This is a genomic window from Hymenobacter sp. HD11105 (assembly GCF_054051685.1).
The window spans coordinates 1-14,738 of sequence record NZ_JBSWBR010000002.1 but is presented as its reverse complement, the minus strand read 5'-3'; the positions used below and the strand labels follow the sequence as shown (position 1 = coordinate 14,738).

Below are 14,738 nucleotides of genomic sequence, written 5' to 3'. Positions count from 1 at the left end.
AACGTTATCGGGCATAACATTTGAGGAATAACAGAACAGCGCCCGAATCTCCTCATAATTTGCATTTTAACATGAAAAAACTGCTTCTAGTAGCCGTTGTCGGACTGGCCGGCTTGGGCTCTTGCCGTACTAAGTGCCCGGCATATTCTACTACAAAGCCTGCTACGCAGGTTTCGGCTCCTATTACGGCTAGCACTGAGCAGGCTCCTGCTATTCGGCAGTAATCTGAGAAGAGTATTTTACTAAGAATAAAAAGCCGGCTCTCCTGGAGGAAAGCCGGCTTTTATGCGTAGTAGAAGTGGAGAAAGCTCGCAACGATAGCTATTAAACAGCAGTATCTGCGTTTAAAATAATGTTTGTAGCCTCTGTCAAATCGGGGGCGTGCAGCAGGTTGGGCTGCGCTTCGGTGCTCCCTACCAGAATACCGCGTACTCCGGCTCTGGTGCCGGCTTCCAGGTCGCGGAGCCTGTCTCCCACAATCCAGCATTGGGTCGGATCGAGGTTGAAGCGGGCCAATCCTTTTTCTATCATTAACGAGTCAGGCTTACGCGACAGCGACTCGCTGACGGAAGGGTGCCCTGGAGCAAAATAAAATGCATCAATAACGTTAGCGCAGGCCGCCTGTAACTTAGCATGACAGGCGGCTACATCGGCGGGCGTGTACAAGCCTTTGGCAATGCCTGCTTGGTTGGTAACCACAACTAAGTAATATCCGGCCGCTTTGAGCCGCGCTAAGCTTTCGGGAACGCCCGGCAGCAACACAAAGTCTGCCGGCTTCCACACATAGTCGCCTATTTCCTCATTCAGTACCCCGTCGCGGTCTAAAAAAACGGCTTTCCCGCGGGATGAAGTCATGGCTTTTTGGTTATTCATTGGCACAAAGCTAGTCATTCTGGCTGGGGGGCAATTTGCTCTCTTACCTTTGCCGTAGTTGCTGGTTGGGGCATTTATTAGGCAGTGCGTGTGTTCGAATAGTGTGGTTTTGCCACGACAGTGTTTGGGGCGCAAAGCCTAGCCTGCATTTACTTTTTTGTTGACAATGAAAGTCGCTATTCTGGGAGGAGGGATTTCGGGCCTTACGCTCGCGTTTTATTTGCAAAAAGCAGGCGTAGCGTACGACTTGTTTGAGGCAAATGAAGCGCTGGGGGGCAATTTGCGCACCGAGCAGCGCGACGGTTATCTTCTCGAAACCGGCCCTAATTCCTTGCAGCTTAGCGATGAGCTACGCGACTTGCTTGCCGAGCTTCACCTCACCAGCGAAATTCAGGACACTGCCGCTGTTAGTGCCAATCGCTATGTGCTGCGCGCTGGGCGTTACCATCGCCTACCGGCTTCGCCTCCTGCTCTGCTCACCAACGGTTTTTTCAGCTTGAAGGGCAAGTTTAATATGCTCCGAGAGCTGGCGCGTCCCATTGCTACTCCCAATGCACAGGAAACCGTGGGGGGCTTTTTTCGTCGTCGCTTCGGCCCTGAGGTCGTGGATTACGCTGTCAACCCCTTTATCTCAGGCATTTACGCCGGCGACCCCGAGCAACTGCTTCTGCATAAAACGTTTCCTAAACTGGCCGCCTTAGAGCAAACCCACGGCTCCGTACTGAAAGGATTGGCTAAGTCGGGTGGCGCGGCCGGCGGGCGCCGGCGCATTTTTTCGTTGCGTGGCGGCCTGCAAACACTGGCTTTAGCCCTGACCGCCCATCTCAGTCACCGTCACCCCGGACAGATCATCACGGGCCTCACTCGTACCACTGCGGGCCGCTATCAGGTTCAAACATCCGGGGGAGAGTTTGCGGGTAATGAGTACGACGTAGTAGCCTTAGCGCTGCCTACTTATGCCGCTGCTCCTTTGCTGGCGTCCCTTTTTCCAGAGGCGGCTACTGCGTTGGCGGCTGTGTATTACCCATCTATGGCGGCTATATATTCAGCCTACCGTCGTGCCGATGTAGCTCACCCGCTTGATGGCTTTGGGGCTCTGCATCCGAAAGTGGAGCAACCCTACGCGGCGGGCAGCATCTGGACTAGTTCCATCTTCCCCGGCCGTTGCCCCGCCGATCAGGTGCTGTTCACCACATTTGTGGGAGGCAGCCAGTACGCAGCCCAAGCTGGTGAGTCCGCAGAAGAACAAAAAGCGGCCGTTCACGCCGAGTTGAGTCGTTTGTATGGCATCAAGGGCTCGCCCGTGTGGCAACACCAGTATTATTGGAGTAAAGCCATCCCTCAGTTCGACAACAAAATTGTGGCGGCTCATGAGGCCGCTGATACCTTGAGTGCTCATTGTATTGAGTCCGTGGCCAATTGGCGAGCGGGCGTCGGCGTACCCGATTGTGTACGCTATGCCCGTCAAACGGCAGAAAAAATAGCTGATAGTGCAGCTTGAGTGCCTATATTTCTATCTTTGGTGCAATGAACGATGGGCTAGTCCTAATTCCTACTTACAATGAGAGTGAAAATGCGGAGTTGATTATCCGTAAGGTATTCTCGTTGCCCAAAGCTTTCGACATACTCGTCATCGACGACGGCTCGCCCGATGGTACCGCCCAAATCGTGCGGACGCTGCAAAGTGAGTTTCCGAACCGGTTGTTCTTGGAAGAGCGGCGCGGAAAGCTGGGGCTTGGCACTGCCTATATTTTCGGCTTCCGTTGGGCCCTACAGCGTGGCTACAGCTACGTGTTTGAGATGGACGCCGATTTTTCTCATAACCCTGACGACCTTCAGCGCCTCTACGAAGCCTGCACTGTGGAAGGCTACGACATGGCAATTGGTAGTCGCTACTGCCAGGGCGTAAACGTTGTCAATTGGCCCATGGATCGGGTACTGATGTCGTGGTTTGCCTCGGCTTACGTGCGCTTTATTACCGGTATGCCCATCGCCGATGCTACGGCGGGCTTCAAATGCTATTCAGCGCAGGTATTACGCACTATCCAGCTCGACCGAATCCGCTTCGTTGGTTACGCTTTCCAGATTGAGATGAAGTGGCTAGCGTACAAATACGGATTTCGTATCAAAGAAGTGCCAATTATCTTCACCGACCGAACTCGAGGCTCTTCCAAAATGTCGAAGGGTATCTTTAAAGAGGCCTTCTTCGGCGTGGTGCAGATGAAGGTAGCTAGTTGGTTTCGTCGTTTTGAACGGGCAACGCCCAGCAGCACCGACGCTATTTCACTCCCAACCGCAACCCCGGCTCCCCAAACCCGGTAAGGCATCTACGGCGGATCCAAACGCCGGCCAGCGGTATTGTATCTAGTAACAACGAATGGAAAATACTCCCGCCTTTTGGGTCGGCTTCAACGTCTTTGTATTAGCCATGCTAATGCTGGACCTGCTTGTATTCAACCGCAAGGCACACGTGGTAAAAATGCGCGAGGCCTTGGGCTGGAGCGCCTTCTGGATTGTCCTCTCGCTTACCTTCAACTACCTCGTGTATCGCACCATGGGGAAGCAAGCCGGCCTGGAGTTTCTCACCGGTTACCTGATCGAGAAGTCATTGAGCGTGGACAACTTATTCGTGTTCCTGCTCATCTTCAGCTACTTCAAAGTACCACAGCAATACCAGCATAAGATTTTATTCTGGGGCATTATTGGAGCTTTGGTTCTGCGAGCAGTCTTTATTCTAGTTGGCGCGGCTTTGCTGGCTAAGTTCCACTTCCTACTGTATGTGCTGGGACTCTTTCTGGTGTACACCGGCGTCAAAATGGCCACCAGCGGCAGCGAGCCCGAAATTGACCCGGACAACAATCCGGTGGTTAAGTTTTTGAGCCGTTACATGCCCATTACCAGCAAGATAGAAGACGGCCGCTTCTTCATACGCAAAGACAATCTGCTGTTTGCCACGCCCTTGTTTGTGGTTTTGGTGATGGTAGAAACCACCGACGTAGTATTTGCCGCCGACTCTATTCCCGCTATTCTGGCCGTCTCCCGCGATACGTTTATCGTGTACACGTCCAACGTGTTTGCGTTGCTGGGCTTACGTGCTTTGTATTTCGCTTTGGAAGGCCTTATGCGCCTCTTTCACTACCTACACTACGGCCTGTCGCTTATACTGATTTTTATTGGTTTCAAGCTCCTCGTTACCGATTATCTGCATATACCTATGGCAATATCCTTGGGCGTGGTCGGCTTCATTCTGGCGCTTTCCATTATTATGTCGCTTATTCTGCCCAAGAAAGAAGAAGACTCCCTACCACTACCGAAGTAAAAATTACTAGCCACAAAAAAGCCCCCCAATGCTAGCATTGGGGGGCTTTTTTGTGGCTAGTAATTTCTAAACTCCGTAACTGATGATGAGTACAGCAAGAAGCCAAGAGCAGCTCGTAATGTAGCCCTTTTATGGTTTTTGCGGAGTAGGAATGGGTTTATTGCCACCTTCTTCGGTAGGTGTATTCGTGTTTACGCCCGCATCCGGAGTAGTATTTCCACCCAGCAAATCGATCAAATTAAGCGGCTCAAATTGCGTCGAATCGGCGGGAGCAAAAGCACGCACGGTATCTACGGCCGTCACGATGTATTTTCGGGCCGGGCCGTTTAGGGCTACACCCAGTGAGAGGTCGTCGTAGGCCTGCTGCGAAATCATGCCTCGTTTGGCCATAATGCCCGCAATAAGCCGGTAGAAATAGCGAGTGCTGCCCCTCAGGTTACCGTAGCTATCAAATGAATAGCGGTAAAACTTTGGTTTGGGTACAATGCTAGCCAGGTACAGACTCTCGGATAGGTTCAGTTCCGACGGCTCCTTAGCAAAATAGAAGCGCGCTGCATCAGTCACGCCGTATATTTTTGGGCCCCACTCAATGATGTTGAGGTAAACCTCAAACATGCGCTCCTTCGTAGCCAAGCGCGTGTTCTCAATAATCCACACGATCAGGGTTTCCTCAGCTTTACGGGCCACCGTTTTCTTGCGCGTTAGAAACACGTTTTTAACTAGCTGCATGGAAATAGTGCTTCCCCCGCGAGCAAAACGCCGCTCCTTGATATTCTGAATAGCCGATTTTACAAACGCTCTTTCCATAAACCCTTTGTGGGTGAAGAAGCGTGGGTCCTCAGCCGTCAGAATGGCATTCTTGAGGTGATTGGAAATCTGATTGTAAGGCGTAAAGTCCCGATTTTTGGGCCCAACCGCAAAGGTGCGAATGGAGTCGCCCTTGTCATTGTAAGCCGTGTAGGCAAAGGCCTCGTTGAGCTTATTTAAATCCTCGTTACCAAAGCGCGTGATTCGGAAGTTCTTGCTGCGTAAGGTAGAGTTGAAGACCAGACTATCCACCTGGTTCATATCTAGAGCAGCCTTGAGGCTATACTTTAATGTGCCCTCGCCCTGAGTACCTTCCAAGGTTTCGAACATTCCCTCAGGCAGCGAAGCGAAAAAATCATTGGCCGCTGTCTCTGTCGACTCAATGTTGGCGTTGAACTGCAAGCCCGCGAGCAGGTCATTGCGGGAGGTCAGCCCATTCAGTTTCTTACCAATCCGCCGCTGCTGAACTGGTAACTTGCGGATGCTGATGGCCGGATAAAACACCATCCTGTTAAGTGTAGCCTTCGTGCCCTTATCGAGCGAAAAGGCAGCCTTACCCAGCGTAGCCACAAAATCCATGCTCCCGCTACGCACTACAATGTCACGGTCAGACAATTTGGCCTGGTAGACCGCAAAATTGCTGGCGGCCGCCGTACCGCGCACGGTCAGCTTTTCATTATCCAGGTCTTTATCGGTCAGGCTAAAGCGTAGGGTGTCGAACTGCACACGTGCTTTATAGCGCTGTTGTACATATGGAAACAGTACTGGGCGTTTGTCTAGGCCATAAATCTCAGCCTGTCCTATATAATTGCGCGGCTCAACGTGCCCACTTATTCCAACCTTATTTTCGACTGAGTCGAATACGGCCGTCAGCTGCCCGTTAATGTCTCCGTCCTCAATAGTAAGGCGGGGCATGGTAATAGTTGCTTGGTGGGCGGGGCTACGATAGGTAACGAGAAAGTCCTGAAAATCGGCATCAGCGGGCAGATTGTTGAAGCCGGCTTCTATCAATTGATTTAATAGCAACCCATAATTCGCGCCCTGAGTAGTATCGCGCACAACTACCGGCTTCCGCTTCGATTTGTAGAGAAACGAGAAGTTATCCGCGGTAGCCGATTTGTTAGCCGTAAGGCGGGCGTTAGCTATTTGCAGATTGCTAAACACCGGGCGCCCCGCAAACAGCGAACGGGCGCTGAGCGAAGCATCTATTCTGCGGGCACGCAACAATGTATCGCCGCTTGTAGGAACCAAGGCTACCCCATCAATGCGCACCGAATTAAAGTCGGTGAACTGGGCGGGACCTAGGGTGAGTTGCACGGGATACTTACGCTCTACCCGGATTTTCACCTCCTTCAGAGCGTAGTCCAGCAGTTGTTGGCGCTTCAGCAGAAATATGCCGATGGCGCTAGCTAATAGCACCACAAGGATGCCGAAGCCGATGGCTATTTTTTTCTTGGTAGCAGGAGTCACGCGAACAATCAGGGAGAAGATATCGCGACCAGGCTCTGCGAATTTCGCGCCGAACCCACGGCCGCACGACACACAAAGGTAGCGAAAACCCACACGTAGCGGTTACGCTCGCGCGGACGCATTTGCTACCTTTGGCGCTTCTGCTTCTTGTATGCTCCCCATGTCTGCTTCTGCCAACATCCTTTCTCCCCTCACGGCCCTTTCGCCCTTGGATGGCCGCTATCATCGCCAAACGACGCCATTGGCACTTTATTTCTCCGAGCTGGCGCTTATTCGCTACCGCGTTCGGGTAGAAGTAGAGTACTTTATTGCTCTCTGCGAGTTGCCTCTGCCCCAACTGACAGGCGTAGATTCGGCTGTATTTGCGTCGCTGCGTGCTATTTATGAGGCGTTTACAGTTGAGGATGCTCAGGCCGTAAAAGCTCACGAGCAGATAACAAACCACGATGTAAAAGCCGTAGAGTATTTCCTGCGCGACCGATTCACAGCGTTAGGCCTAGGCAACTACCTAGAGTTTATTCACTTCGGGCTTACTTCCCAGGATATCAACAACACCGCTATTCCGCTTAGCTTGAAAGAGGCTCTGGCGGAGGTGCTGTTACCCCAGTACTACAGCCTCCAGCAGCATCTACAGGAGCTAGCTCAGGCCTGGGGGGCAATTACAATGCTTGCACGCACGCATGGGCAACCGGCCTCTCCTACCCGCTTAGGCAAAGAAATCGAAGTGTTTTCCGCCCGACTCACGGCACAATTGAAGCTACTGGCTCAAGTACCGTACGGAGCTAAATTTGGGGGAGCAACGGGTAATTTCAACGCCCACCACGTAGCGTATCCAGCTATTGATTGGAAGGCGTTTGCCGATACGTTTGTGAACACCAGCCTGGGCTTACACCGCAGTCACCCAACCACCCAGATTGAGCACTACGATCATTTGGCTGCTACCTGCGATGGGCTAAAGCGCCTCAACAACATTCTCATCGATTTCGCCCGCGACGTGTGGCAGTACATCTCTCTAGGCTATTTTCGCCAAACCATCAAGGCTGGTGAGGTTGGATCCTCCGCTATGCCCCATAAGGTGAACCCCATTGATTTTGAGAATGCTGAAGGCAACTTAGGCGTTGCTAACGCTCTGCTCGAGCACTTAGCCGCTAAACTGCCCATCTCCCGCCTCCAGCGCGACCTTACTGATTCTACGGTGCTCCGCAACCTTGGTGTGCCTCTTGGGCATGCCTTATTAGCGCTTAACTCTCTGCAGCGAGGCCTCGGCAAACTAGCACTTGATGAAGAAGCCCTGCGCCGCGACCTTGACGCTAATTGGCCTGTTGTAGCTGAAGCTATTCAAACCATTTTGCGCCGCGAGAACTATCCCGACCCTTACAATGCGCTCAAAGCTCTAACGCGTACTCACGGCCCTATTGATGAGCACACCATTCGAGAGTTTATCGATACTCTGGCAGTAAGCGAAGATATCAAAGCAGAGCTGCGGGCTATATCTCCTATGAATTATGTAGGCGTATAAGTACTGGCATCAGCTCACTGCCTTCCTCATCCATCCGAAGAGTAGGCTTAGCTCGATTCTAAGCCTAAAAGAATTACGTTTCTAAGTTAAAGCTCCATGCCCGAACTCAACGGCATCCTCGTTCATCCTGATTGCCGCCATTTCCGTGGCGACCTTCCTTGTCAGCCTAATAAAGAGTACGGCTACCAGTGTGCCACTTGTCCGGTATATACGCCTACGCAGGAGCGCATTCTTATTATCAAGCTAGGTGCCATTGGCGATGTTATTCGAACGACGCCCTTGTTACGCCGGCTTCGGCAGGAGTATCCCAAAGCCAAAATAACCTGGCTTACGCATACGCCCGCTATTTTGCCCCCCGGCGCCGTCGATGAGATCTTGAAGCTCGACTTGCCCTCAGTGCTTCACCTGCAAGCCCGTGAGTTCGACCTGCTCTTTAATCTGGATAAGGACAAAGAAGCCTGTGCCCTGCATGACACCATTCGGGCAACCCAAAAGTTTGGCTACACGCTGCTGCCTAATGGCGTAGCTTGGCCCGGCAATGCGCTGGCTAATCATAAGTTTCTGACGGGTGTGTTCGACGAGCTAAGCCTGCAAAATCAGAAGCCTTATGTACAGGAAATCTTTGAGCTCTGTGGCTTTGATTTCCGAGGTGAGGAGTACGTTTTCGACAACCATGAAAGTAAGGGCTACCGTTGGGACGCGCTGCCAGCCGGCCGGCCCCGTATCGGCCTGAATACGGGTTGCGGCGACCGGTGGACCACCCGCCTATGGTCCGATACGCACTGGATTGAGTTGATTAACCATCTCCAGCAGGCCGGCTACGCGCCCGTACTGCTAGGCGGCACAGCCGAAGACGAACGCAACCAGCGCCTACACGCGGCTACTGGTGCTGCTTATCCAGGTACATTCCCACTCGAGCAATTCATTAACCTGATGCAACAGATGGACCTGATTGTGACCCAAGTTACGATGGCCATGCACATCAGCATTGCGTTGGGTAAGCCCACTGTGCTGATGAACAATATCTTTAATCCCTACGAATTTGACCTGTACGGCCGGGGCCAGATCGTGCAGCCTGACCGGCAATGTGTCTGTTTTTATCGTGGCACCTGCCGCTTAGGAACTAGCTGCATGGAAGATTTGCCCCCCACAAAGATTTTTGCGGCGGTACAGGCGAGTTTGCCCCATAGCGCGGCGGTAGCGGCTAGGTAGCTACTGCCTTTAGCGCTGCTACCATTTCGCTCCAGGAAAACTGCTTTTTACGCTCTCGCACGCCTATTGTAAACTGTTCTTCCCGGTTGTTCTGGTAGAAATCAACCAAGGCATCTGCAATGGCTTTGGGCTGCGCTTTCGTCACGTAGCCTACTTCTCCATCAGGAATCAGTTCAGCCAAGCCGCCCACATCTGTTACCAGCATGGGGCGCTCAAAATGATAAGCAATCTGCGATACGCCGCTTTGCGTCGCATTTTTATACGGCTGAACGATTAAGTTGGCAGCGCAGAAATAATCAGCAACACGCTCATTCGGAATAAAATCGGTTGCCCGGACCAAGCGGTTTTCCAACTCATAAAGTTGAATTAGAGCTTCGTAGGGCGCCGCTGGTTCATAGAACTCGCCGGCAATAATAAGCTTTAGGGGTAACGCGGCCAGCCGTTTATCGGCGAAAGCTTCTAGTAACAGGTCGAGGCCTTTATAGGCTCGAATGAAGCCAAAGAACAAGATATACTGCGAATCAGCGCTGAGGCCGAGTGCTTGTAAAGCCCCCGCTTTGGGCTTGAAAGGACCGAAATTATCGTAGAGAGGATGAGGTTGGTAGCGCGCGGGCTGCCGAAAGTGCAAGCGCCGCAAATCCGCTAATACTGAGCGTGACATCGTAACGAACCCGTGGCAGGCCGACAAGAAATATCGGGTCAGAGGCCGGTCGCCGGGGCGCTTTTCGTGCGGAATCACATTATCGGTAATGGCAACCACTCGTGTGTGCCGATTGCGCGTTATTATCCGAGCTATAGTGCCTAGGGCTGGCCCCATAAACGGTAGCCAAAAGCGGAAAACAACCAAATCCGGTTTCTCGCGGCGCAACCGATTCCCTACCTGCCACCACGATACGGGGTTTACCGAATTAATACTAACCTCAATCTGGAGATCTTGGGGGGCATTTTCGGTACTAAACTGCGTCTGTCCCGGAAACAGAAATCCCGGGTACTGCAAGCTAAAGGTAACAAGACGCACTTCATCGCCGGCCTCACGGAAAGCTCGGGCTAGCCGTTCATTGTAGGTGGCCAAGCCACCCCGCAACGGATACGCTGGCCCGATAATGACGACGCGCATAGATAAAGTTTAGGGTAAATAAGAACTCTGTTCCCGTGATTTACTATCGGTGGCTCAGATGACTTTCCGCAACTAACTGATGTTCAGTTTTTCTCGAATCAAATAGTCGTTGCGGCGCGAGCCACTTAGCGAAATCATTTCGGCTAGGAACCCCGCTAAAAATAACTGTACACCTACAATGACTGCAACCAGCGCCAGAAAAAACAGGGGCTGGTCGGTCACATTGCGAGCCTTGAGATTATTTAATGCCAAATACACTTTTTCGCCCCCCAGCCATAGCGTAATGATCATTCCTAACAGAAATGATAAAGTACCCATTGTCCCAAAGAAATGCATGGGGCGTCGCCGAAACCGACTTACAAAGGTGATACTCAATAAATCTAGAAAGCCGTATACAAAGCGCTCTAGGCCAAATTTAGTAACACCATACTTGCGCTCCTGATGTTGCACAGGCTTTTCGCCAATGCGCGCAAAACCGTTCCACTTGGCAATGACAGGAATGTAACGGTGCATCTCGCCGTACACTTCTATACCTTTTACTACGCGCTGATCATAGGCTTTAAGACCGCAATTAAAGTCGTGCAGCTTTATACCCGAAATCCAGCGCGTAACGCCATTAAAGAGTTTGGTAGGGATGGTTTTGCTTAGCGGATCGTAACGCTTTTTTTTCCAACCGCTCACTAAGTCGTAGCGCTCTTCCACAATCATGCGGTAGAGTTCGGGTAGCTCCTCTGGGGAATCTTGCAAGTCGGCGTCCATGGTGCAGACCACGCGCCCTACTGCCACCCGAAACCCAGAGTTGAGAGCGGCGGATTTGCCATAATTTCGATTAAAGCGAATGCCTCGCAGGTGGGTATCCGTCTGCGCTAGCTCTTCTATTACTTCCCATGAAGTATCAGTGCTACCGTCGTCAATCAGGATTACTTCATATGTAAGTCCGTGTTGAGCCAGCACACGATGAATCCAGCGCGTCAGTTCTGGTAACGACTCTGCTTCATTAAGCAGCGGAATAACCACCGATAGCTCGACGGGGAAATGCTGCGACAAACGCTTACTCAAATTCGGGGCGGTTATGTTTGGTGATAGCCGCGATAATTAGGCTAAGCAGAAAGCCCACAATGACCGACATAATTATACCAAATACGACACCCATGGGACCACTTGAGAAACGCTGGGACATCTGTATAGCCTGATCAATTTGCGCATCACTCATCGTGCCTGCTTCCTCTAGCTTAGCTCGCGCTTGATCTATGGCGCGCTGGGCAGCAGATGGATCAATGAAGCTCATATACACATAGCGAAAAATGCTCCCTAGGAGGCCGGCAATTAAGCTAACAAGTGTTCCAATACCTAGCCCCTGCCCATAGGACATAAAGCCGCCATTACTATCCTTGTAATTTTTGTGTGCCAAAAAAATACCACCTATCAAAATGATCAGACTAAGCAGCGACAACGCTGTATTCTGCTCCAAGTTAGCAGCCAGCAGAATGAAGGCATAGATCACTGAGACCACACCTGTCAGCAAGCCGTAACGTACAGCGACTGATGTGGTAGAAACCGGAGTAGGGGTACTTTCCATGAGCGCTAGTAAAGTTCGGAGTAGAGCATTAGATGACAAGAACGCAGTTATTTTCGAAAGAAAACACCACCTGGAAGGCTCAATAACAAACCAAATATCAGTTTCTTTTCAAAATCATCACCAGCTAATGCCTGTGGGGTACTAGCAAGGCTTGCACGGGCCCTTTCATACTGTGCCTCACCACCTGCTTGCTTCACAAATTCTGCCTTGCTAGCTTCAAGTAGCGCTCTCATTTCTACCAAATGCCGTTTAATGGGAGCCTGCCCTGTTATTCGAGCGAAGCCATAAACGCCAATTGCTGATGTAACCGCGGCAAGTATGGCGGTTAAAATCCCCGTTATCAGCACGCGACGCAAACCTGGGCCAGCTTGTAAGAACACTTTGCGCACCGCCCATTGACTAGCAACTGCTGCCAACGGTGGCACAAAAACGCTTAGCAAACGTTTTGGGCCGTAAGGATTATTGTCTGATATATAAAGTGCTATTACCCACACCAGACATAGCACACCCGCTCCCACGCCATAGCGAAGAGCATAACCTACAATAACGCGATTTGAAGAAACAGCCGGATTCACTTAGTTAAGAAATAGTACAGCAAGATAAGGTGCGTGAACCAAACTCTTACTGGGGGGCAATTTAAGCGGCTGCCATCACTGGCTCAGCTGTTTTCTGGCTTCTCATGAAGCGCAGTAAAAGTACCTCAGCTAATAGACACGCTAGTGCAGCCCATAAGCAGTACTGCCATAAGGGCGTACCAACTCGTTCAGCCTGATACTGAGCTGCTACGGTTTTTCCAGCAGACGCCTCGTACACTTGTACGTTAGGATGGCTCGTACCTATCAAACTGCGCAGTTCATCAGCTGAGTAGCGTGCCAGTTCTGATTCCCGCTTGTCAATGTTGAAAGCTAATGTCTTAACAACTCGACCATTTTGAGTAAGCTGATAAAATCCCGGGCTATGCATCCCTGGGGGCACATCAAAACGCAACTCCTCTGCTTGTAAACGCTGAGCTGGAATAAAAGTCAGACTATCTTTTGTAAGCTTAAAGACTTGGTCTCCTTTATTTGCATCCTGAGGCACATTCACTACCACTGTGCGTTGATTGAGCCTATAAGCAAGCTGCTGGTCATTGCGGAAACTTTGCATCGCCAAGCGATACATCACCGGCACAAATAAGGCGTGATTTGTAAAGTCAGAATATCTCTCGTCAAATGGTGCCGAAAACAGATATACAGTCCCCCGGCCACTGTTAAAGCTCGCCAGATACCCATCACCATCTTGCATCCGTAATATGTCCGTTCCAGAACGTGACCACCGCAATATAGGTGAAGCTTTCGGCATTACCGTCTGCCTATTCTGAGTTACAAAGACTTCTCGGAAGAATGGGTTTTGTGGGCTGGGAGCAGCAACATCACGTAGGCTAGGAGCACCATTAGTAAGTGGCTCCCACTGTACTGATCCAATTCCTAATTCTTGAAATAACTGCGAATAGGACGCGCGTCCTGCAGCGTTGATTGGTGGTATTATTACTACTGCTCCACCTCGTCCAACTAACCTCTTTATATTTTCCCTTAAAGCCGCATCTACTTGCGGCTGCTGCAAGACAACAAGATTTGCGCTCTCTAGCAAGCTGTAGTTCACAGCTTGAGGGTTGCTCTTGGTATATGAAAACAATGTCTCGTTGGCGTACATCCTCTGTGTAGCTGGTTCACTTGCAGCTACATCAACAATTCGAATTTGTGGTGAAGGCAATAAATTAAAGTAATAGCTATTATCAAACGTTACAGGAAAATCTTCTATTTCAACCCGACAGCGCTGAAGCTCATTACTTGCAAGCCTAACCTGCACAGCAGTTGTAACTGTGTTATTGGCTTCTATATCTGTTCGATACGATGCTGCTTGTCTTTCACCGACAAATACTTTCACTTGACAGTTAGTAGCTGGTACAGTACCGCCATTACGTAGCCGTATCTGCAAGGTGATATCTACCCCCTGCCGCACAAAAGCATCATTTAAACCAATACTGTCAACAAATACATTCTGTGTGTTTTCTCCCGCAATGGGAATCAAGTATACTTGATTAGTTGAATCAACTTTGGATAGCAACTCACGGCCGAAATCATTCTTTTGAAAGTCAGAGAATATGAAGGTTTGACCGCCCCCTGATTTGGTGGATGACTGTGTCCTTGTTAATGCATTGCCTAGGGCGCTAGTCTGCGCCGATATAGATAAGCCCTCCGCCGCAGACTGGAAAGCAGACTTGGTTAGTAAGTTGGGTACACTAGCTAGCTGAAATTGAGTAGTAGCTGGATAAATATCTGCAAGAGCGCTGGCTTCTCGTGTGGCACGCTCAAATATGGACTGTTCGTTACTACTTAAGGCTTGCATGCTTGGCGAGGTATCAACGATCATTGATACTTTGTCTCCCATCTCTTCTCCCTGTTTGGGAGCAGGTAGAAAAGGCTGACAGAACATTAACACCAAAAAAAGTAAGAACCCAATTCGAGCAAATAGTATTAGGAGATGTTTCAGCTTTCGTTGGCGAGCTGTAACTAGTTTGACTTCCCTTATGAAGCTAACATTGGTAAATAACATTAGCTGAGGCCTACGTAACTCAAAGAAATGAATAGCAATAGGTATTGCTACTGTTACTAAGCTGAATAGAAATAAAGGATATACTAAAGCCATTTCGAAATGTACAACCTACTCATCAACGGTTCCCTTAACTAAACGTGAATGTACTTTGGTAAGTATATAGTTAATCAGTTTAGCTGGCTAATAAGGATCAAGATTAGCCTTTATCTGGTGTGGGAGGCTGCTGACTTCCCCTTATGGGGTAGTA

The 14,738-nt window shown here is 50.5% G+C and carries 13 protein-coding genes; 6 read left to right on the top strand and 7 right to left on the bottom strand.

What is annotated here, in order from left to right; all coding sequences use genetic code 11:
* Positions 1 to 71: 71 nt before the first annotated feature.
* Entirely contained in the window at positions 72 to 224 is a 153-nt protein-coding gene (locus ACW9KT_RS06550; RefSeq protein WP_457078583.1) for a hypothetical protein, read from the top strand.
* Between the two features lie 100 nt (positions 225 to 324).
* On the opposite strand, the gene ACW9KT_RS06545 is transcribed toward ACW9KT_RS06550, so the two are convergent.
* The gene (locus ACW9KT_RS06545) at positions 325 to 855 is read right to left on the bottom strand and encodes a D-glycero-alpha-D-manno-heptose-1,7-bisphosphate 7-phosphatase (RefSeq protein ID WP_457078582.1); all 531 of its coding nucleotides are present in this window, start codon (positions 853 to 855) and stop codon (positions 325 to 327) included.
* 184 nt (positions 856 to 1,039) lie between these two features.
* Between ACW9KT_RS06545 and hemG the strand changes: the two genes are divergently transcribed.
* From hemG to ACW9KT_RS06530, 3 genes are read left to right on the top strand one after another with little or no spacing between them, the layout of a single operon-like run.
* Positions 1,040 to 2,374: a protoporphyrinogen oxidase gene (hemG, locus tag ACW9KT_RS06540; RefSeq protein ID WP_457078581.1), complete on the top strand. Its 1,335-nt coding sequence runs from the start codon at positions 1,040 to 1,042 to the stop codon at positions 2,372 to 2,374.
* A 26-nt stretch (positions 2,375 to 2,400) separates the two neighbouring features.
* Positions 2,401 to 3,195 (top strand): polyprenol monophosphomannose synthase, encoded by a 795-nt coding sequence (locus ACW9KT_RS06535; RefSeq protein ID WP_457078580.1) that lies wholly within the window; start codon positions 2,401 to 2,403, stop codon positions 3,193 to 3,195.
* 55 nt (positions 3,196 to 3,250) lie between these two features.
* On the top strand, positions 3,251 to 4,192 hold the full coding sequence (locus ACW9KT_RS06530; RefSeq protein ID WP_457078579.1) for a TerC family protein: 942 nt from the start codon (positions 3,251 to 3,253) through the stop codon (positions 4,190 to 4,192).
* A gap of 129 nt (positions 4,193 to 4,321) precedes the next feature.
* Here ACW9KT_RS06530 and ACW9KT_RS06525 read toward each other — a convergent pair whose 3' ends face one another.
* Entirely contained in the window at positions 4,322 to 6,562 is a 2,241-nt protein-coding gene (locus tag ACW9KT_RS06525) for a transglycosylase domain-containing protein (protein ID WP_457078578.1), read from the bottom strand.
* A 67-nt stretch (positions 6,563 to 6,629) separates the two neighbouring features.
* Between ACW9KT_RS06525 and purB the strand changes: the two genes are divergently transcribed.
* A complete protein-coding gene (gene purB / locus ACW9KT_RS06520) occupies positions 6,630 to 7,988 on the top strand; it encodes an adenylosuccinate lyase (protein ID WP_457078577.1) in 1,359 nt (452 codons plus the stop codon).
* Positions 7,989 to 8,084: 96 nt separating this feature from the next.
* Positions 8,085 to 9,200, top strand: a complete 1,116-nt coding sequence (locus tag ACW9KT_RS06515) for a glycosyltransferase family 9 protein (RefSeq protein WP_457078576.1) — start codon at positions 8,085 to 8,087, stop codon at positions 9,198 to 9,200.
* Here ACW9KT_RS06515 and ACW9KT_RS06510 read toward each other — a convergent pair.
* From ACW9KT_RS06510 to ACW9KT_RS06490, 5 genes are all read right to left on the bottom strand, one after another.
* The gene (locus ACW9KT_RS06510; protein ID WP_457078575.1) at positions 9,193 to 10,317 is read right to left on the bottom strand and encodes a glycosyltransferase; all 1,125 of its coding nucleotides are present in this window, start codon (positions 10,315 to 10,317) and stop codon (positions 9,193 to 9,195) included. The two genes, ACW9KT_RS06515 and ACW9KT_RS06510, sit on opposite strands and share 8 nt — an antisense overlap.
* A 72-nt stretch (positions 10,318 to 10,389) precedes the next feature.
* Positions 10,390 to 11,376, bottom strand: a complete 987-nt coding sequence (locus ACW9KT_RS06505) for a glycosyltransferase family 2 protein (protein ID WP_457078574.1) — start codon at positions 11,374 to 11,376, stop codon at positions 10,390 to 10,392.
* Positions 11,369 to 11,896, bottom strand: a complete 528-nt coding sequence (locus ACW9KT_RS06500) for a DUF4199 domain-containing protein (RefSeq protein WP_457078573.1) — start codon at positions 11,894 to 11,896, stop codon at positions 11,369 to 11,371. Before ACW9KT_RS06500 ends, ACW9KT_RS06505 begins: the two co-directional genes overlap by 8 nt.
* Before the next feature lie 47 nt (positions 11,897 to 11,943).
* On the bottom strand, positions 11,944 to 12,471 hold the full coding sequence (locus ACW9KT_RS06495) for a DUF4199 domain-containing protein (RefSeq protein ID WP_457078572.1): 528 nt from the start codon (positions 12,469 to 12,471) through the stop codon (positions 11,944 to 11,946).
* A gap of 61 nt (positions 12,472 to 12,532) precedes the next feature.
* Positions 12,533 to 14,584 (bottom strand): BatA domain-containing protein, encoded by a 2,052-nt coding sequence (locus ACW9KT_RS06490; protein ID WP_457078571.1) that lies wholly within the window; start codon positions 14,582 to 14,584, stop codon positions 12,533 to 12,535.
* Positions 14,585 to 14,738 lie beyond the last annotated feature (154 nt).